The 16,922-nt window shown below is 57.8% G+C and carries 18 protein-coding genes and 1 other RNA gene; 9 read left to right on the forward strand and 10 right to left on the reverse strand.

The window, feature by feature from the left end:
• The coding region (locus tag IIA05_07065) for a TonB-dependent receptor (protein MCH9026859.1) at nt 1–1,862 on the reverse strand (1,862 nt) is incomplete at its 3' end.
• A 282-nt stretch (nt 1,863–2,144) separates the two neighbouring features.
• Here IIA05_07065 and IIA05_07070 point away from each other — a divergent pair.
• From IIA05_07070 to IIA05_07080, 3 genes are read left to right on the forward strand one after another with little or no spacing between them, the layout of a single operon-like run.
• Complete coding sequence (locus IIA05_07070; GenBank protein ID MCH9026860.1) at nt 2,145–3,944, forward strand: FAD-dependent oxidoreductase; 1,800 nt, start codon at nt 2,145–2,147, stop codon at nt 3,942–3,944.
• The gene (locus tag IIA05_07075) at nt 3,917–5,737 is read left to right on the forward strand and encodes a 2-oxoacid:acceptor oxidoreductase subunit alpha (protein ID MCH9026861.1); all 1,821 of its coding nucleotides are present in this window, start codon (nt 3,917–3,919) and stop codon (nt 5,735–5,737) included. The genes IIA05_07070 and IIA05_07075 overlap by 28 nt, the downstream gene beginning before the upstream one ends.
• Entirely contained in the window at nt 5,734–6,789 is a 1,056-nt protein-coding gene (locus IIA05_07080; GenBank protein MCH9026862.1) for a 2-oxoacid:ferredoxin oxidoreductase subunit beta, read from the forward strand. The genes IIA05_07075 and IIA05_07080 overlap by 4 nt, the downstream gene beginning before the upstream one ends.
• Here IIA05_07080 and rpiA read toward each other — a convergent pair.
• The 7 genes from rpiA to IIA05_07115 all read right to left on the reverse strand — a co-directional run bounded on the left by rpiA (nt 6,786) and on the right by IIA05_07115 (nt 10,030).
• Nucleotides 6,786–7,448 (reverse strand): ribose-5-phosphate isomerase RpiA, encoded by a 663-nt coding sequence (rpiA, locus tag IIA05_07085; GenBank protein ID MCH9026863.1) that lies wholly within the window; start codon nt 7,446–7,448, stop codon nt 6,786–6,788. The two genes, IIA05_07080 and rpiA, sit on opposite strands and share 4 nt — an antisense overlap.
• A 133-nt stretch (nt 7,449–7,581) precedes the next feature.
• Complete coding sequence (locus IIA05_07090; GenBank protein ID MCH9026864.1) at nt 7,582–7,917, reverse strand: hypothetical protein; 336 nt, start codon at nt 7,915–7,917, stop codon at nt 7,582–7,584.
• Nucleotides 7,918–8,140: 223 nt separating this feature from the next.
• On the reverse strand, nt 8,141–8,605 hold the full coding sequence (locus IIA05_07095) for an EVE domain-containing protein (protein ID MCH9026865.1): 465 nt from the start codon (nt 8,603–8,605) through the stop codon (nt 8,141–8,143).
• A 16-nt stretch (nt 8,606–8,621) separates the two neighbouring features.
• Nucleotides 8,622–9,233 (reverse strand): 5-formyltetrahydrofolate cyclo-ligase, encoded by a 612-nt coding sequence (locus IIA05_07100; protein ID MCH9026866.1) that lies wholly within the window; start codon nt 9,231–9,233, stop codon nt 8,622–8,624.
• A gap of 18 nt (nt 9,234–9,251) precedes the next feature.
• A non-coding RNA gene (ssrS, locus tag IIA05_07105) (6S RNA) lies at nt 9,252–9,437 on the reverse strand.
• 48 nt (nt 9,438–9,485) lie between these two features.
• On the reverse strand, nt 9,486–9,800 hold the full coding sequence (locus tag IIA05_07110; GenBank protein MCH9026867.1) for a cell division protein ZapA: 315 nt from the start codon (nt 9,798–9,800) through the stop codon (nt 9,486–9,488).
• Nucleotides 9,800–10,030: a TIGR02449 family protein gene (locus IIA05_07115; protein ID MCH9026868.1), complete on the reverse strand. Its 231-nt coding sequence runs from the start codon at nt 10,028–10,030 to the stop codon at nt 9,800–9,802. Before IIA05_07115 ends, IIA05_07110 begins: the two co-directional genes overlap by 1 nt.
• Nucleotides 10,031–10,183: 153 nt before the next feature.
• On the opposite strand from IIA05_07115, the gene IIA05_07120 reads away from it, so the two are divergent.
• From IIA05_07120 to IIA05_07145, 6 genes are read left to right on the forward strand one after another with little or no spacing between them, the layout of a single operon-like run.
• The gene (locus IIA05_07120) at nt 10,184–10,741 is read left to right on the forward strand and encodes a UPF0149 family protein (GenBank protein MCH9026869.1); all 558 of its coding nucleotides are present in this window, start codon (nt 10,184–10,186) and stop codon (nt 10,739–10,741) included.
• Between the two features lie 23 nt (nt 10,742–10,764).
• Nucleotides 10,765–12,075: an aminopeptidase P N-terminal domain-containing protein gene (locus tag IIA05_07125; protein ID MCH9026870.1), complete on the forward strand. Its 1,311-nt coding sequence runs from the start codon at nt 10,765–10,767 to the stop codon at nt 12,073–12,075.
• Nucleotides 12,076–12,084: 9 nt separating this feature from the next.
• Complete coding sequence (gene ubiH, locus IIA05_07130; protein MCH9026871.1) at nt 12,085–13,314, forward strand: 2-octaprenyl-6-methoxyphenyl hydroxylase; 1,230 nt, start codon at nt 12,085–12,087, stop codon at nt 13,312–13,314.
• Nucleotides 13,311–14,570 carry a UbiH/UbiF/VisC/COQ6 family ubiquinone biosynthesis hydroxylase gene (locus IIA05_07135; protein ID MCH9026872.1) on the forward strand — a complete coding sequence of 420 codons (1,260 nt, stop codon included), beginning with the start codon at nt 13,311–13,313 and terminating at the stop codon, nt 14,568–14,570. The genes ubiH and IIA05_07135 overlap by 4 nt, the downstream gene beginning before the upstream one ends.
• Nucleotides 14,567–15,082, forward strand: coding sequence for a GNAT family N-acetyltransferase (locus IIA05_07140; protein MCH9026873.1), 516 nt, complete (start codon nt 14,567–14,569; stop codon nt 15,080–15,082). The genes IIA05_07135 and IIA05_07140 overlap by 4 nt, the downstream gene beginning before the upstream one ends.
• A 12-nt stretch (nt 15,083–15,094) precedes the next feature.
• Complete coding sequence (locus tag IIA05_07145) at nt 15,095–15,358, forward strand: DUF4404 family protein (GenBank protein MCH9026874.1); 264 nt, start codon at nt 15,095–15,097, stop codon at nt 15,356–15,358.
• Here the strand turns inward: IIA05_07145 and IIA05_07150 are convergent, their stop codons facing one another.
• A complete protein-coding gene (locus IIA05_07150) occupies nt 15,359–15,697 on the reverse strand; it encodes a 4a-hydroxytetrahydrobiopterin dehydratase (protein MCH9026875.1) in 339 nt (112 codons plus the stop codon).
• Nucleotides 15,687–16,913 (reverse strand): flavodoxin-dependent (E)-4-hydroxy-3-methylbut-2-enyl-diphosphate synthase, encoded by a 1,227-nt coding sequence (gene ispG, locus IIA05_07155; protein ID MCH9026876.1) that lies wholly within the window; start codon nt 16,911–16,913, stop codon nt 15,687–15,689. Before ispG ends, IIA05_07150 begins: the two co-directional genes overlap by 11 nt.
• Nucleotides 16,914–16,922: the final 9 nt, after the last annotated feature.

Here is a 16,922-nt window from a genome sequence, read left to right on the forward strand (position 1 = left end):
AACTCGAACTGGTTGGTCAGCGTCCATACCAGGCTGACCGGCACGCTCCAGCCGCGGTTGAACAGGTCGTCGAATTCGTAGCCAGCCGATAACTCGAAACCGCTGACCACGGCCTCGCCGCCATCGAACTGGTCGCCGATCTGGCCACCGCCGCCGGTCGAGGCGGTCACGGTGCCGACCAGGTTGTCGTAGGCGTTGTAAAAATAAACCACATCGACGGAGGCCAGCCCGCCGCGATAGCGGATGCCGGTTTCAAAGTTGGTGCTCTCTTCCTCGTTGGCCGTGCTACCGGGAGCCGGCGGGTTGTAGCCGCGGTAAACGCCGGCCAGCAGTCGCCAGTCATTATTTAACAGATAGGTCGCGCCCAGTCCGGGGATGACGACCTTGATGTTGTTTACGCGCCGGCGCAGCGGGTTGCCCTGTCTGCCCGGGTCCATCGTGTCGTAGTCCAGCCGTTCCAGCTCCATGCTTTCGAAGCGCACGCCCGGCTGGAAGATCCAGTTGCCGGTCTGGATTTCGTTGTCCAGCCAGACACTGAAGACTTTCGCAGAGCTGACACGGTTGGCCTGGCTGCCGCCGGGGTTGTCGGTGGTCAGCTCAAGCATGCCGGCGGTCATCCGATAACCGTCCTGGTCCTGGAAGCGGTCTTCTTCGTCCTCGTGATAGCCGGCGCCCAGGGTCGCCTGCCAGCGCGTAGCTCCGAGCCACTGAGTTTTGGTGACCGTGGAGCGGATACCGCGCGAATAATACTGGCGATTGTTGTTGCGCAGGGTGAACGCGTCATCGGGGCTGTCGCCACCGCGTATCCAGTCCATTTCCTGCATAAAGCTGCCCGGATCGGCCAGGATTTCGCTTATTCCGATGCCGTTGACATGGCCGAGTTTGAACCAGTTGCGGTTGAAATCGTTGTTATAGGCTGTCGTGATCAGGCTCCAGTCGGCGTTGGCCGGCTCCACGGTCCAGGTCAGCCGATACTGGCGGTTACGGCCTTCGAAGTGGTCGTTTTGCGAGGCTGCGTAACGTTGCAGCGGATCGCCGGCAAAGTCATCGGCGGTCAGGCCGAGATATGTTTCATCGGCAGCCTGGTCGGTGTAACCGAATTTGAACTCCAGCGCTTGAAAAAAGGTTGCGGAGGGGTCCGATGTAACCCGGAACTTGGCCAGGTAATCTTTCAGCTGGTAACCGGTGTTGCCGTCGGCAAGTCGCTTGAACCCATCGCTTTTCTGTTGCACCGTTTCGATCAGCCAGCCCGTGCGGTCGCTGCTGCCGCCGGCATAGCCATAGAATTCCTGGTACCGGTCGCTGCCCGCCACCAGGCTCAGGAAGACAGCCGTTGCGTCTGGAATAGCGGTCGAACGCAGGTTGATCGCGCCGCCGGTGGTTCTTGGTCCCACGCTGATCGCGGCCGGTCCTTTCAATACCTCCACGCCTTTCATGCGGCGCTGGGTCGGAAAGTAATAAGCCGCAGGCGCGGCATAAGGCGCCGGCGCGATCAGGATGCCGTCTTCGAGCACGGCGATCCTGGCGCTGCGGTCGAGGCCGGATCCGCGAATACCGATATTGGGCCGCAGACCGAAGCCTTCCTCTTCCTGTACATAGACACCGGGCACCGAACGCAGCACCCGGAGAATATCGTCGTAGTCGAATTCCGCGAGTTGTTTTTGGTCCACCACGTACGCCGAGCCCGCGATATTCTCGAATCGATCGAGACGGCCGAGAATACTGAACGGGTCGAGGGCGAGCGGTCGCTGGTCAGCAGTTTCCGGCTCGCTGGGCGGGGCAGATTCGGTTGGTGGCGCTGGTTGCGCAAAAACGGGCATGGCCAGCAGCAAAAATGCCCCCATGGTGGACACACGGTGCATCGGTTTCTCCGGATTTATCGAAAGAGGGACGGATTGTATGGGCTGCAGCAGCAAATGTAAATAGGAATCATTCGCATTTAAAAGGTATTATTACTTGTAAAACGGGCCTTCTGCAGCAAAATCAAAAGCGGCTTCCACTGGCTGCCGGTAGCTGCGAAAACCATCCCCCGTTGGCCCATGAACACCCGCAAACAGGCGCCAAAATCCGCCACTTGTTTGCCTCCCGCGGATGTGGCTATATAAGGCTCCTTGACTGTCGCAACCGTTGCCGGGAAAGGGATCATGGATCCTGTCGATACCAAAAATCCGGATTATTACCACAAAGTGGTCGATTGCCAGTGGGCGTGTCCGGCGCACACGGATGTGCCTGGCTATATCCGGCTGATCGCCCAGGGCCGGTTCACCGACGCCTACATGCTGAATCGTCAGTCGAATGTGTTTCCCGGCATCCTGGGCCGAGTCTGCGACCGGCCCTGCGAGCCAGCTTGTCGTCGTGTCCGGATCGAGGAAAAACCGGTCGCGATTTGCCGCCTGAAGCGTGTCGCAGCAGACCTTCGCGACGACATCAGCGACCGCCTGCCGAAAGCGCCGCAGCAAAAAAATGGCAAAAAGATTGCCATGATCGGTGCTGGCTGCGCATCGCTGACGGTGGCCAATGACTTGTTGCCGATGGGCTACGAAGTCGTGATTTTCGAAAAATTCGACACCACCGGTGGCCTGATGCGCACCAATATTCCGACGTTTCGTCTACCGCCCAAGGTGCTGGATGAAGAAATCGACATGATCGTGGACATGGGCGCGGACCTGCGGCTCGGTCACGAGATCACCAGCATGAAAGACCTGCTCGACGAGGATTTCGATGCGGTATTCGTCGGTTCGGGCGCGCCGCGCGGCCGCAACCTGGAAGTCCCGGGCCGCTACGACAGCGACCGTATTTATATCGGTATCGATTGGCTGGAATCGGTTGCGTTCGAGCACACCGAATCGATTGGCAAAAACGTGGTAATCGTTGGCGGCGGCAATACCGCGATGGATTGTTGCCGCACTTCACTGAGGTTGGGCGGTACACGGGTCATGGTTACGGCGCGTAAGCCGCGACACTTGCTCAAGGCATCCGACTGGGAACTCGAAGATGCCGAGGAAGAGCAGATCGAATTGTTGCTGAACCATGCGCCGCTGCGGATGATTATCGAAAAGGGCAAGCTGACCGGCATGGAGTTTGCGATAGTCGAGTGGCACGAAGATAAGAACGGTCGACTGCAGTCTACCGAACTCGACCGGGTCATCCTGCCCTGCGACGATGTAATCCTCGCGGTCGGTCAGGAGAATGCCTTTTCCTTCATGGAAAGGGATATCGGCATCGAGTTCGACCAGTGGGATGTACCGGTCGTCGACCCGGTAACCTTCCAGTCCACCCGCGCAGGCGTGTTTTTCGGTGGCGATGCGGCGTTTGGTCCGAAAAACATCATCTGGGCCGTCGCGCACGGCCACCAGGCCGCGATCTCCATTCACAAGTACTGCCATGACGAGGACATGACAGAGCGCCTGCCGGACCAGGTGACGATGGAGAGCACCAAGATGGGCATGCACGAGTGGAGCTACAGCAATGACTACGATATGGGCTCGCGCAGGCTGGTTCCGCATGTCAGCCTCAAGGAGCGTTTCAAAAAGCTCGATATCGAAGTCGAACTGGGGTTCACAGCCGACCAGGCAATCGCCGAGGTCGAGCGTTGCCTGAATTGCGACATCCAAACGGAGTTCGTGGCAAAGCGATGCATCGAGTGCGACGCCTGCATCGATATTTGCCCGGTAGACTGCCTTACGATGACTGAAAACGAGCCGGAAGAAGCATTGCGAACCCATCTCACCGCACCGAGCACTAACCTGGAGCAGGCGCTGTTTGTATCCGAAGCGCTGCCGCAGACTGGTCGCGTGATGGTAAAGGACGAAGACCTGTGTATCCATTGCGGCCTGTGTGCGGAACGTTGTCCGACCGCCGCGTGGGACATGCAAAAATCCCTGATTACAATTCCACAGGCCGCGGATCAACCGGTATGTCAGAAACAACGCCGCAGCGCGTAAACGATTTCGTTGTCAAGCTCGCCAATGTTAACGGCACCGGTTCAGCCAGTGCCAATGGGCTGCTCATGAAGACCATTTTCCGCATGGGCGTGCCGGTCACGGCGAAAAACTTTTTCCCATCGAATATCCAGGGTCTGCCGACCTGGTATGAGATTCGGGTCAGCAAGGACGGTTACCAATCGCGCACCGACCGCATCGACCTGATGGTGGCGATGAATGCCCAGACCTATGCCGACGACCTCGCCGAAGTCGCAGCCGGTGGCTACCTGCTGTACGACTCTTCCTGGCCGCGCGACCGGCAACTCAAGCGGGACGATATCCAATTGTTGGGTGTACCGCTGGCCATGATGGTCAACCAGCAGTACGACGATCCACGTTCGCGCATATTGTTCAAGAATATCGCCTATGTCGGCGTCCTCAGCGCATTGCTGGATCTTGATCTGGCGGTGATCGACGAGATTCTCGATGAATTGTTTGCCAGGAAACCCGGTTTGCTCGAGGCCAATCACCAGGCGGTGGGCCTCGGCCGGGATTATGCGCTCGCGCATTTTGCCTGCCCGTTGCCGATTCGCATCGAGCCGATGGATAAGACCAAAGGTCACGTGGTTATCGATGGCAACACGGCGGCTGCCATGGGCTGTCTGTATGCCGGCGCATCCGTTGGCGCCTGGTATCCGATTACGCCGTCCACATCGTTGATGGATGCGTTCAAAGCGCTGTGCGAGCGCCATCGCATCGATCCAGAGACCGGCAAGAACCGCTTTTGCATTATCCAGGCCGAGGACGAACTCGCGGCGATAGGCATGGCATTGGGCGCGAGTTGGGGTGGCGCGCGTTCCTTTACCCCGACCAGTGGCCCGGGCCTGTCTCTGATGGGTGAGTTTCTGGGCCTGGCCTACTTTACCGAACTGCCGCTGGTGGTGTTCGATGTCCAGCGCTCCGGCCCGTCTACCGGTCTGCCGACGCGCACCCAGCAATCCGATATTATTGCGGCCGCCTACGCCTCGCACGGCGATACCCGGCATGTACTGTTGTTTCCGAAAGATCCGGAGGAATGCTTTTACCTGACGGTCGAGGCCTTCGATCTCGCCGACCGTCTGCAGACGCCGGTGATGGTGCTCAGCGATCTTGATATAGGCATGAACGACTGGATGTGTCCGGAGTTCAAGTGGGACGATAACTACCGACCCGATCGCGGCAAGGTGCTGCGCAAAAAAGAACTGGAATCCGTGGATTCCTTCTCTCGCTACCTGGATGTGGACGGCGATGGAATCTGTTATCGCAGTTATCCGGGAGATCACCCGAGAGGCGCTTATTTTCTGCGCGGTTCAGGACACACGGCCCACGCGAAGTACACCGAAGACCCGGATGAGTACACCGAACTGGTGGATCGTCTCAGCCGCAAGTGGGAAACCGCAAAGAGCCATGTGCCCGAGCCCGTATTGCTGTCCCGTAACCAGGCGGTGGCCGGCGTGATCGCGTATGGCAGCAGCGACAGCGCAATGCAGGAGGCGCTGGACCGGCTGGAGGAGCAGGGCGTGCCGATCGATTACCTCCGCATCCGGGCGTTTCCGTTCAATGAGCAGGTCGACGAGTTCCTGGCCGGTCACGATCGTGTCTTTGTCGTCGAGCAGAACCGCGACGCGCAATTGAGGATGTTGTTGCTCACTGAAAGCGCGGCGAGACGGGAGCAATTGATTTCGGTGCTGCATTACAATGGATTCCCGATGAGCTGCGACATTGTAATAACGCGAATCCAGGCCGCGATGTCTGCCCAAGGGGCTGCCGCATGAGTTATATTTCCAAACCCAGGGTTGGCCACCCGGCGCTGCAGCGCAACGAGCTTGGCATGCGGCAACGCGACTACGAAGGCACGATCTCGACCTTGTGCGCCGGCTGCGGCCACGACTCGATATCGGCGGCGCTGATCCAGACCTTTTTCGAGTTGAATATCGAACCCTACCGCGTGGCAAAAACCAGCGGTATCGGTTGTTCATCGAAGACGCCGGCCTACTTTCTCAGCCAGTCGCATGCGTTTAACTCGGTACACGGTCGCATGCCATCGGTGACGATGGGCGCGAACGCGGCCAACAGCAGCATGATTTTTGTCGGCATATCCGGCGATGGTGATTCCCTGTCCATCGGTATGGGTCAGTTTTGCCATGCGATCCGGCGTAATCTGAACATGGCCTACATCATCGAGAACAACGGCGTGTATGGTCTGACCAAGGGGCAGTTCTCGGCTACCGCCGATATCGGCAGCACCGCGAAGAAAGGCGAGGTAAACAACCAGAAACCGATTGACGCTGCGCTCACTGCGATCAACCAGGGCGCCAGCTACGTTGCACGCGGTTTCTCCGGCGACAAGCAGCAACTCGTACCGTTGCTCAAAGGTGCACTGAGACACAAAGGCTTTGCGCTCGTCGACATTATTTCACCGTGTGTGACTTTCAACGATCACCAGGGCTCGACAAAGAGTTACGCGCATACGCGTGAACACTTTCACCAACTGGAGCAAACCGATTTCGTCGCGCCGGCGGAGGAAATAACCGCGAGCAGCGATGGCAGGGACCTGACGCCAGTCACCTTGCATGATGGTAGCCGGATTCTTTTGCGGAATGTGGAAAATGGTTATGATCCGCGCGACCAGGCGGCGGCTTTTGCCTATTTGAAGAACTGTCAGTTACGCGGCGAAATACCAACGGGTTTATTGTTTATCGATGAAAACAGCATCGATTTCCACGAACGCAACAACACGATCGAAACGCCGCTAATCGATCTTGCGCACGAAGACATTTGTCCGGGCGCAGACGCGTTGGCAGATATGCTCGGCAAATACCGCTAGCGATCCATGCGCCGTACCGAGTCGCGGCTGGCGATATAGAGCGTATCCGCCGGCCGATTCGCGAAAATCCCGACCGTGACAACGCCCGGTATCTGGTTGAACCGGCTTTCCATTTCAGGCGGGCTCATGATCTTGAGATTGTAGACATCGATGATGTGATTGCCGTTGTCGGTTACAAAATCCTGCCGCCAGACCGGCTGACCGCGTGATTTCACCATCTGCCTGGCAACAAAAGAACGTGCCATGGGAATCACTTCCACAGGCATCGGGAAACTGCCCAGCAGGCCGACCAGCTTGCTTTCATCGATAATGCAGACGAAACAGCGCGAGGCCTCGGCGAGGATTTTCTCCCGGGTCAGCGCGCCACCCCCGCCCTTGATGAGATGCAGGTGTTTATTCGCCTCGTCCGCGCCGTCAACATAGAGATCCAGCGTGCCGACGTCATTGAGGTTGCTGACGGCAAACCCGGCCTGTTCCAATAGTTTTGCGCTGGCGTCCGAACTGGAAACCACGGCGTCAATATGGGATTTGACGCTGGCCAGAGCCTCGATAAAGAAATTGACGGTGGAACCGGTGCCGACGCCCAGCAGGCAGCCAGGCTTGATAAGTTCCAGCGCTGCTTCCGCGGCAGACTTCTTTAATAAATCCTGTCCATGCATAGCGGGGACAGAGTATGCCGTGGTTTGTATCGCGGAGCAAAAAAAGTGCCCGCAATGCGGGCACACTATGACAATCCTTGTCCCGGATGATGGCGGGGGTTGGCCCGCCACACCGGTTATCCATAACTACGGCTTATTTTTTCCTTGCCGCAGTTTTTTTCTTGGTCCTTCTCTTAGCCTTTTTCTTGGCTACCTTGCGTTTGGCCTTTTTCTTGGCGACCTTCTTTTTACCTCTTTTCTTCTTGGCTACCTTTCTCTTGGCCTTTTTCTTGGTGGCCTTCTTTTTACCTCTTTTCTTGGTCGCTTTTTTCTTGGTAGCCCTTTTCTTCTTGGCTACCTTCTTTTTCGCTGTCCGCCGCTTGGCGACTTTTTTCCGGGTTACCTTCTTCTTGGCAACCTTTTTACGTTTCTTAGCTGCAGAAATCTTCTTTTTTACAGAAGTTTTCTTTCTCGCTTTCTCTTTAGCCATGGCTAGTTTATCTCCGTGTCGGGTGTCCGAGGCCGAGTATAACTATAAATTTGGAAAATTCCAGTTTGTCAAAGATATTTTTCCCACTGTTTTGTTGCGTAATAACATATTTTCATTTCTTCCTGTTTTTATTACTCGATAAATAATTTTTTGTAAACAGAAAAAACTCATCACGTCACACTTTTGCAAACTGAAATTGTTCGCGTTTTTGTTTAAGACATTCTTAAAGAAGGTTGTTTATAAAGTTCCAGTGCGCTTTTTTTACGGGCATAACTGAAAGTCGATTTCCACGCATTAGTAGCTGAAACCCTTGTAGTTCCTTGTCCTGGAACTGTTTGAGAAATGTTAGCGGCAGTTCTCTGGCAAACTTTCGTTTAAATTTTACGTCGACCATAAACCAGCGTGGATTTTCGGAATCCGATTTTGCATCGAAATGTTTGTCCATTGGATCGAACGCCGTGTGATCGGGATATCCTTCACCAACAACGATTACGGTTCCGACGATAGCGGGTTGATCGCAGTTGGAATGATAAAAAAAGGCGAGATCACCTTTCTTCATTTGATCGCGCATCATGTTTCGCGCCTGGTAATTGCGCACGCCGTCCCAGTGATTTGTTTTCCCGGGGGAGTTCGCCAGGTCATCAATCCCGAATTCTCCAGGCTCCGATTTGAACAGCCAGTAATTCATCAGCTTTCCTTCGCTTTCATTTTTGGTTTGCCGCAGCGCTCGAAGTGTAAAAAGCGGTTTCGGTTGCCACGGCGCTTAGCGAGACGTCCCATTCCCGTGGTTCCAGCTCAGTTACCCGCTGAAAATCGTACGCGAGTCCGATCAAGCGTGGCTTTATCCGGTTTTTGCGATGCCGCAGGAACGAGAAACAACGATCATAATAGCCGGCCCCCACGCCGATCCGGTGCAACGAGTGGTCAAAGGCCACCAGTGGTGTCAGCACCAGGTCCAGTTGATCGGTAGCAACGTAACGGCGGTCTTCACGAGCGGGTTCCGGAATGCCGTAGTGGTTGACCAACAGACGCTGCCCGGGCTTGTAGACCGCAAATCTCATATTTTTCCCGCGGTCGACCAATACCGGCACGCACACGGTTTTGCCTGCGTCGATTGCCATGGAAATCAATGACCCGGTGTCCACTTCGCCGTCAAATGGAAGATAAGCCGCTATTTTTATGGCTTGGCGAAACAAATCCTGGCTGCTCAGCCGAGCGGTGATGGCTTGTGCGGCGGCGGATTGTTCCGCCCGCGGGAGTGATCTGCGCAGGCCGCGCATTTTCTTGCGGAGTTCAGATCGCCGGTTATCAGTCACCATGGATTCGCGAAAAAAACGCACCCCGCCTGAGCCGTCACAAACCATTGCTCTCGAACCAGAGCAAAAAGTGGGACTGGCCGTGGTGTCGCAGGCTTTCCGCAATAGGCGGCCATGCTCAAAAACACCGACAGTACCTGGTCCCAGGATTGAGTAATTAGGGTCGAGAGGTATCCCGGTCCGTGTCGAACCCCGCAGGGTGCGCCCTGAACATCAGTATACATAGAAGGACCAGCTTGAAAAGCGCCGGGATCACAAATCCATTTGCTGGCCCTTTTGCAGGGCCGTTTCGACGCGCTCTGTCAGGTTTCGCAGCCTGATGCTTACAGTTTCGTCAATCGTTGTGCCTGCGCTTTGCGCCATCAGAAAGTCGTTGGTGATATTTAACGCGGCCATGACGGCGATACGGTCCAGACCCATGACCTTGCCGCTATCCTTGATTTCACGCATTTTGTTGTTTAGCAATTCCGCGGCATCGAGCAACGCAGCGCGCTCGTCGACCGGGCAGGAAACCTGGTATTCCTTTTCCAGGATGCGCACGTTTACCCTGGCAAATGTGTCACTCATCAGCTTTGCTCCATCGCTTTAAGGCGAGTGATCATGGATTCGACACGCGATCGTACCTGCTCGTTCTTCTGAACCAGGCTGGCCCGTTCGTTGATCAGGTTGTCCTGACGTTCGCGCAGGGAGCGGTTTTCGTCCTTTAGCTGGCTGGTTATGACCACCAGCTCGTCAAGGCGCTTTTCCAGCTTGCGAAGCTCATTTTCGAATAGTTTTAACGAGTCGTTTCTAGACATGGTGCAAATATAGAACCGCCGCATAGGCGCGGTCAATCTGAATGCTTGCCAAAAGCTTGCCGAAGGCGCCAAAACAGACCCCGAATTGCCGGCGATTTTTTGGTATTGGACCGCAGATGCCTGATAATCGGTATCTTGGACAGGATCATGAGCATGCCTGACTTTCACACGCTAAACGATGCCCTGGAAAACGCCGATGCATGCTGTGGAGCAGCCGAGGCGCCCGGTATGTTGTGCGGGATTTTGTGCGCCGAGGCGCAACAGTCTGGAACTCGCTGGCTTGCCGAGATTTTCCCGGCTAACGGGCAACAGGCGCAGCCGGGAGATTGCCGCGAGCCCCTGGGCGAGTTGTTCGCGCAGACCTATCGCGGGCTCGAAGAGGGGCAAATGGAATTCATGCCACTGTTGCCGGGGGATGGCGAAGCCCTGGACCAGCGAACGGACAGCCTGGGCAAGTGGTGTCAGGGGTTCTTGAGCGGGCTTGGTCTGGGTGGTCTGGGCGATACGCAGGACCGGCTGCCTGAGAGCGTCAGCGAAGTGATGACCGATCTCGCGCAGATCGCGAAGGCGATCAACGGCGGGGGCGATGCGGAAGAAGGGGAGGCTGCATTCACCGAGGTACTCGAGTATCTTCGGGTAAGCGTTCAACTCATCTACGAAGAGCTCGCCGGCCTGCGTGGCCCCGTGGGTGAACGGCCCGTGACACATTAGAACAGGGTGAAAGGTTCCAGGGAATGACGCCAACAGAATTTGCACGCCGCCGCCGGCAGTTGATGCGGATGATCGGCAGCGGCGGGATTGCGATCCTGCCGGCGGCGCCGGAGAAGATTCGCAACCGCGACACCACATATCCATTTCGCCAGGATAGCGATTTTATTTACCTGACCGGCTTTGACGAGCCGGATGCGGTTGCGGTACTGATACCCGGGCGCGCGCATGCCGAATACATCCTTTTTTGCCGTGAGCGGGACCCATCGCGGGAGACCTGGGACGGGCCAAGAGCAGGTCCTGAGGGCGCGCAGGCCGACCACGGCGCCGATGACGCGTTTCCGATATCGGATATCGATGAGATTCTTCCCGGCCTGATGGAACACTGCGAGCGTGTTTATTACACGATGGGCGCACACCCGGATTTTGATACGCAGGTTATGGGCTGGTTCGACGGCTTGCGCAATCGCGGGCAAAGCGACGGGCTGATACCGCGGGAATTCGTCGCGCTCGATCATCTGTTGCACGATATGCGCCTTTACAAGAGTCGCCGCGAAATCAGCGCATTGCGCAAGGCCGCGCGCATCGCCGCCGCCGCCCACAAAAAACTGATGGCAGCGTGCAGGCCCGGGATCATGGAATACGAACTCGAGGCAGAACTGCTCCACGAGTTCAAGCGGAACGGATGCGAAACGGCTTATCAGCCCATCGTCGGATCCGGGCCAAACAGCTGCGTTCTTCATTATGTGAAAAATAACCGCCGCATGGAGGACGGGGAAATGCTGCTGGTGGACGCCGGCTGCGAGTATCGCGGTTATGCGTCGGACGTTACTCGCAGCATGCCTGTCAATGGCCGCTTTTCGATCGAGCAGAAGGCGGTCTACCAGATAGTCCTGGACGCGCAAAAGGCCGCGATCGAAAAAGTCTCACCGCGCTGTCACTGGAACGAACCGCATGACGCAGCAATCAAAACCATCACCCGCGGCCTGGTAAAGCTGGGCCTGTTGAAGGGGCGTGTACCCTCGCTGATCAAATCCGCTGCCTACAAGAAATTTTTCATGCACCGCACCGGCCATTGGCTGGGAATGGATGTCCACGACGTTGGCGATTATCGCGTCGGTGAAGAGTGGCGTCACCTGGAGCCCGGGATGGTCATGACCGTGGAGCCCGGAATTTATATCCCGCCCGGGACCAAGGGGGTCGCCAGGAAGTGGTGGGGGATCGGCGTGCGTATCGAAGACGATGTCCTGATAACCAAGGACGGTTGCGAAGTCCTGAGCCGCGATGTGCCCAGGGAAATTGCCGACATCGAGGCCTTGATGAGCGGCGGGATCTGAGCACGGGTCATGCAAATTGAGCAGACAGAATTTGATGTCATTATTGTCGGCGGCGGCATGGTCGGTGCATCGCTGGCGGTCGCACTGGCGCCGTTGCCGTTGCGGATTGCAGTGATCGAAGCATTCGATCCGCGACAACGCGGTGTTTCCCAGCCCAGCTATGACGATCGCTCGACCGCAATAGCGAATGGATCGCAGCAAATACTCGAGACCATCGGTGTCTGGGCGGGCATGGCTCAGGATGCGACCGCGATTACCGATATACACATTTCCGATCGCGGTCATTTTGGTATCGGCCGCATCAGCGCCGCGGAAGAAAAGGTCCCGGCTTTGGGATATGTCGTTCCCAACCGTGCGCTGGGCCGGTCGTTGTGGGCGGCGCTCGAGTCTTTTGACAACATCCGGGTGTTCTGCCCGGCGCGTCTGGAGTCGCTGGTCAACGAAGGTGATTCGGTTCAGGTTGCGCTCATCGAAGAAGACGGCAAGACCATCCAACTGCAGGGGCGGCTGGTCGCCGCCGCCGATGGCGCACAATCGGTGGTTAGAAAAATACTCGGCATCGATGCCACTGTCTGGGACTATGACCAGACTGCGATCATCAGTAACGTGACCACGGAAAAGCCGCATCGAAATGTCGCCTACGAACGGTTTACGGCGCATGGGCCGATGGCGGTGTTGCCGATGACCGAAGGCCGCAGCGCGCTGGTATGGACCGTACCGAGCGAGCAGGCTGAGGAAATCCTGCAACTGAGCGACCGGCAGATTCTCGACCGCCTGCAGGAACTGTTTGGCTATCGTCTCGGGCACTGGCAAAAAATCGGCGCGCGGGTCTCCTATCCGCTGAGCATGAGCAAGGCAAAAGAGCAGACCCGGCACCGGGTGGCGATTATCGGCAACGCGGCCCATGGTCTGCACCCGATCGCCGGGCAGGGATTCAATCTCAGCTTGCGGGATGTCGCGGTCCTGGCCGAGGTGATCGCGGGTGCGGACGACCCCGGTGGCCCGCAGGCACTCGAAAAATATCGCCGCTTGCGCGCGGGCGACCAGGCCAGAGTCATGAGTTTCACCGATGCGCTGGTCAGGGTGTTCGGTAACCCGCTGACCTCTGTCCAGCTCGTACGCAACCTCGCGCTGCTCATGTTTGATTTGTTGCCCGGTGGCAAAAGCCTTTTGGCCAGGCATACCATGGGCCGCGGCGGCGATCTGCCCAGGTTGGCGCGGGGTGTCCCGTTGCTATGAAAACGCCCACGGTCTGCATTGTTGGCGGTGGCATGGTCGGTTGCGCGCTGGCCGCGTTGCTTGGCCGCGATCAGCGCTACCCAGGCACCGTGGTGTTGCTCGAAGCCGGCGATCCGCCGGTGCTAAACGACGACTACGATCTTCGCGTCGTCGCGCTTGCCACCACTTCTCAGCGCGTACTGGAAGCCGCCGGGGCCTGGCGAGAGATCGCCGCGACGCGCATTTCACCCTATCGCGAGATGCAAGTCTGGGATGCCGGCTCGAAGCCGGGGTTCCCCGGTTCGGTGCATTTTTCCGCCGCCGAAGTGGGCGCGGCAGCGCTTGGCCACATCGTCGAGAATCAGTTGATTCGCCACGCCTTATGGCAGTCGCTGGCTGGCATGGAGCGGGTCATTGTTCGTTCGAACTGCCGGGTCGGCGATCTGCGGCTGGGCGATGAGACAGCCAGATTGGTGTTGGCTGACGGGGAAGTGATGGATTGCACATTGGTGGTGGCCGCTGACGGCGCTTCGTCGCCGATCCGCGAAATGGCGGAAATCGAAACCACCGGCTGGTCTTACCGGCAAAAGGCGGTCGTTACCCACGTGCAAAGCCAGCTCCCGCATCGGGAAACGGCCTGGCAACGATTCCTGCCATCCGGTCCGCTGGCTTTTTTGCCGCTGGCAGATGGGCGCAGTTCCGTGGTTTGGTCGAATACGGTTGACGGCGCCGATCGGCTGCTCGGGTTGAACGACCGGCAATTTCTTGGCGAACTCGAGGTCGCCAGTGACGGAACTTTGGGCCGGATGCTGGCCTGCGGTAAGCGGGCCGCGTTCCCGCTGCGTTTGCTCCATGCACGAAACTATTGCCGGCAGAGGCTGGTATTGATCGGCGACGCGGCGCACGCGATTCATCCGCTGGCCGGACAGGGCGCCAACCTGGGATTCCTCGATGCGGCGGCGCTCCACGAAACATTGGTCAAGGCGTTGCAGGCCGGGGAGGATCCCGGGGACCGTTCGGTTTTGCGCCGCTACGAGCGCTGGCGTAAGAGCGACAACCTGGCCATGCTGGCGGCGATGGATGGTATCAAGCGACTGTTTGGCAACGATCTGCCATCGCTGGCGCGGATTCGCAGTCTTGGGTTGAGCCTGGTCAACGCCTTGCCACCGGCCCGCAAGGCCTTTGTCCGGCGGGCGATGGGAATGAGCGGAGATCTGCCGGAGTTGCTCACCAGGCCGGCACATTCCGGGCGCGGATTAGGCGAGGAGATTCGATGAGCGCGGGTCGTTTCCGGTTGCGCGCGGCCGAGCGGAAAGATGCTTCGTTGATCCTCGCTTTTATCAAGGAACTGGCCGATTACGAGGAACTGGGCGACCAGGTAAGCGCCACCGAGGAAAAACTGGTGGCCAGTCTGTTTGCCGAGCCAGCTTTTGCCGAAGTGCTGATTGCCGAGGCGGTTGCGGATAAAGGCACCATGGAGGCGGCTGGCTTCGCATTGTATTTCTACAATTACTCGACCTTTCTCGGCCAGCCCGGCATCTTCCTCGAGGATTTGTTTGTTCGCCCGGCGTTTCGCGGCCTCGGGATCGGCATCGGCCTGTTGCGCGAGCTGGCGAAAAAAACCATCGAAGAAAATTGTGGGCGTCTGGAATGGATGGTGCTTGACTGGAACGAACCCGCCATTGATTTTTATCATTCCATCGGCGCGCGGCGGGTGGATGGATTCGTGCCCTACCGGCTTAGCGGAGACGCCTTGCAAAGGCTGGCGCAAAGCGGGCAAGATGGATAAAGGAGCAACAGCATGCCGCACGCCGAACTGGAAAAACTACTCGATGAGTTGCAGCAGGAGCTGGCCGAGGGGAGCAGCCTGGATGACGATGCGAAGGCTCAGCTGGCAGAGTTGCATGCCAGCATTGGCCATCTATTGGCCGAAGGCGCGCAGGAAACGCCGGCCAACCTGGCCGAGACGGTTAGCGGAAATATCGATCGCTTTGAAACCAGCCATCCCGCGCTGACGATGGTACTCGGTAGGATTGCCGATATTCTCAACAAGCTCGGTATCTGATCAGGCTCCTAGCGCGTCTATTTTTGCCGCGCAAATAAAATCATTCTCAGAAAGGCCGTCGATCGAGTGGGTCGTGTAGCGTACCAGGCAATGGCCATAGCCGAGTTCGAGGTCCGGGTGGTGGTTTTCCGCATTGGCGATCCAGGCCACGGCATTGGCAAAGCTCATGGTCTGGTAAAAGCCGCCAAAGGAATAATCGCGGCGGATTTCCTTGCCATCGGCTGACAACGCCCAGCCATCCTCAAGTTGCCCGACCATCGCGGTCGCGGCCTCATGCGACAGCGGTTCCACCCCGCCTTCACAGGGCTTGCAGTGCCTGTTTTGCAGCTTATTGTCCATGTTTTTCCGAGTAGTGACTGCGAATATAGTCGGCTACCAGTCCCTTGAATTCCCCGGCGATATTATCGCCTTTAAGCGTAACCGTTTTCTTACCGTCTTCGTATACCGGCGCCACCGCTTTTTCGCCGCTGCCCGGCAAGCTGATGCCGATGTTGGCGTGTTTGCTTTCGCCAGGGCCGTTAACGACGCAGCCCATCACCGCGACGCTCATGTTTTCTACGCCAGGGTAACGTTCCCGCCATTCGGGCATGCGTTGCCGGATATCGGCCTGGATTTCCTGGGCCAGTTCCTGGAAAATCGTGCTGGTGGTGCGTCCGCAACCCGGGCAGGCGATGACCACCGGCGAGAACGCGCGCAGGCCCATGCTTTGCAGTATTTCTTGTGCGACCTGGACTTCCCGGGCGCGCGAAGCGCCCGGTTCCGGCGTCAGCGAAATACGTATGGTGTCGCCGATGCCTTGTTGCAGCAGCACGCCCAGCGCGGCGGTCGAGGCAACTATGCCCTTGCTGCCCATGCCTGCCTCGGTCAGGCCCAGGTGCAACGGATAGTCGCAACGTCCCGCCAGGTCCTGGTAAACCGCGATCAAGTCCTGAACGCCCGACATCTTGCAAGACAGGATAATCTGTTCGTGCCCCAGGCCGATCTCCTCGGCACGGCTGGCGCTGCGCAGGGCGGATTGCTGCATGGCCTCCAGCACGACCCGGCGCGCATCCAGCGGCTCGCGGCGGGCCGAGTTTTCGTCCATCAGCGAGGTCAGCAAATCCTGATCCAGGCTGCCCCAGTTGACGCCGATGCGCACCGCTTTGTTTTTCTTGCAGGCGACTTCGATCATCTCGGTGAACTGGGGGTCGCGCTTTTTGCCGCGGCCGACGTTGCCGGGGTTGATGCGGAACTTGGCGAGCGCATCGCCGCAGGCGCCGACTTCGCGCAGCAGCTTGTGGCCGTTGAAGTGAAAATCGCCGATCAGCGGCGTATCGCAATCGAGTTGATCCAGGCGCTCGCGAATCTCCGGCACGGCTTTGGCTGCCTCGATATTGTTGACGGTGATTCGTACCAACTCGGAACCGGCCTGGGCCAGTTCAAGAACCTGGCTGACCGTCGCCTCGATATCGGTGGTATCGGTATTGGTCATGGACTGGACCACGATCGGCGCGTCACCGCCGATGCTTATTCCGCCGACCCGGCAAACCGTGGATTTTCTACGATCGATACTCATGCTATGGCT

This window comes from Pseudomonadota bacterium, from assembly GCA_022572885.1.
Lineage (GTDB): Bacteria > Pseudomonadota > Gammaproteobacteria > Steroidobacterales > MnTg04 > MnTg04.

Coding starts and splice junctions, on each gene's coding strand:
- IIA05_07070 (MCH9026860.1), top strand. CDS start 2,145: ATGGATCCTGTCGATACCAAAAATCCGGATTATTACCACAAAGTGGTC.
- IIA05_07075 (MCH9026861.1), top strand. CDS start 3,917: ATGTCAGAAACAACGCCGCAGCGCGTAAACGATTTCGTTGTCAAGCTC.
- IIA05_07080 (MCH9026862.1), top strand. CDS start 5,734: ATGAGTTATATTTCCAAACCCAGGGTTGGCCACCCGGCGCTGCAGCGC.
- rpiA (MCH9026863.1), bottom strand. CDS start 7,448: ATGCATGGACAGGATTTATTAAAGAAGTCTGCCGCGGAAGCAGCGCTG.
- IIA05_07090 (MCH9026864.1), bottom strand. CDS start 7,917: ATGGCTAAAGAGAAAGCGAGAAAGAAAACTTCTGTAAAAAAGAAGATT.
- IIA05_07095 (MCH9026865.1), bottom strand. CDS start 8,605: ATGAATTACTGGCTGTTCAAATCGGAGCCTGGAGAATTCGGGATTGAT.
- IIA05_07110 (MCH9026867.1), bottom strand. CDS start 9,800: ATGAGTGACACATTTGCCAGGGTAAACGTGCGCATCCTGGAAAAGGAA.
- IIA05_07115 (MCH9026868.1), bottom strand. CDS start 10,030: ATGTCTAGAAACGACTCGTTAAAACTATTCGAAAATGAGCTTCGCAAG.
- IIA05_07120 (MCH9026869.1), top strand. CDS start 10,184: ATGCCTGACTTTCACACGCTAAACGATGCCCTGGAAAACGCCGATGCA.
- IIA05_07125 (MCH9026870.1), top strand. CDS start 10,765: ATGACGCCAACAGAATTTGCACGCCGCCGCCGGCAGTTGATGCGGATG.
- ubiH (MCH9026871.1), top strand. CDS start 12,085: ATGCAAATTGAGCAGACAGAATTTGATGTCATTATTGTCGGCGGCGGC.
- IIA05_07135 (MCH9026872.1), top strand. CDS start 13,311: ATGAAAACGCCCACGGTCTGCATTGTTGGCGGTGGCATGGTCGGTTGC.
- IIA05_07140 (MCH9026873.1), top strand. CDS start 14,567: ATGAGCGCGGGTCGTTTCCGGTTGCGCGCGGCCGAGCGGAAAGATGCT.
- IIA05_07145 (MCH9026874.1), top strand. CDS start 15,095: ATGCCGCACGCCGAACTGGAAAAACTACTCGATGAGTTGCAGCAGGAG.
- IIA05_07150 (MCH9026875.1), bottom strand. CDS start 15,697: ATGGACAATAAGCTGCAAAACAGGCACTGCAAGCCCTGTGAAGGCGGG.
- ispG (MCH9026876.1), bottom strand. CDS start 16,913: ATGAGTATCGATCGTAGAAAATCCACGGTTTGCCGGGTCGGCGGAATA.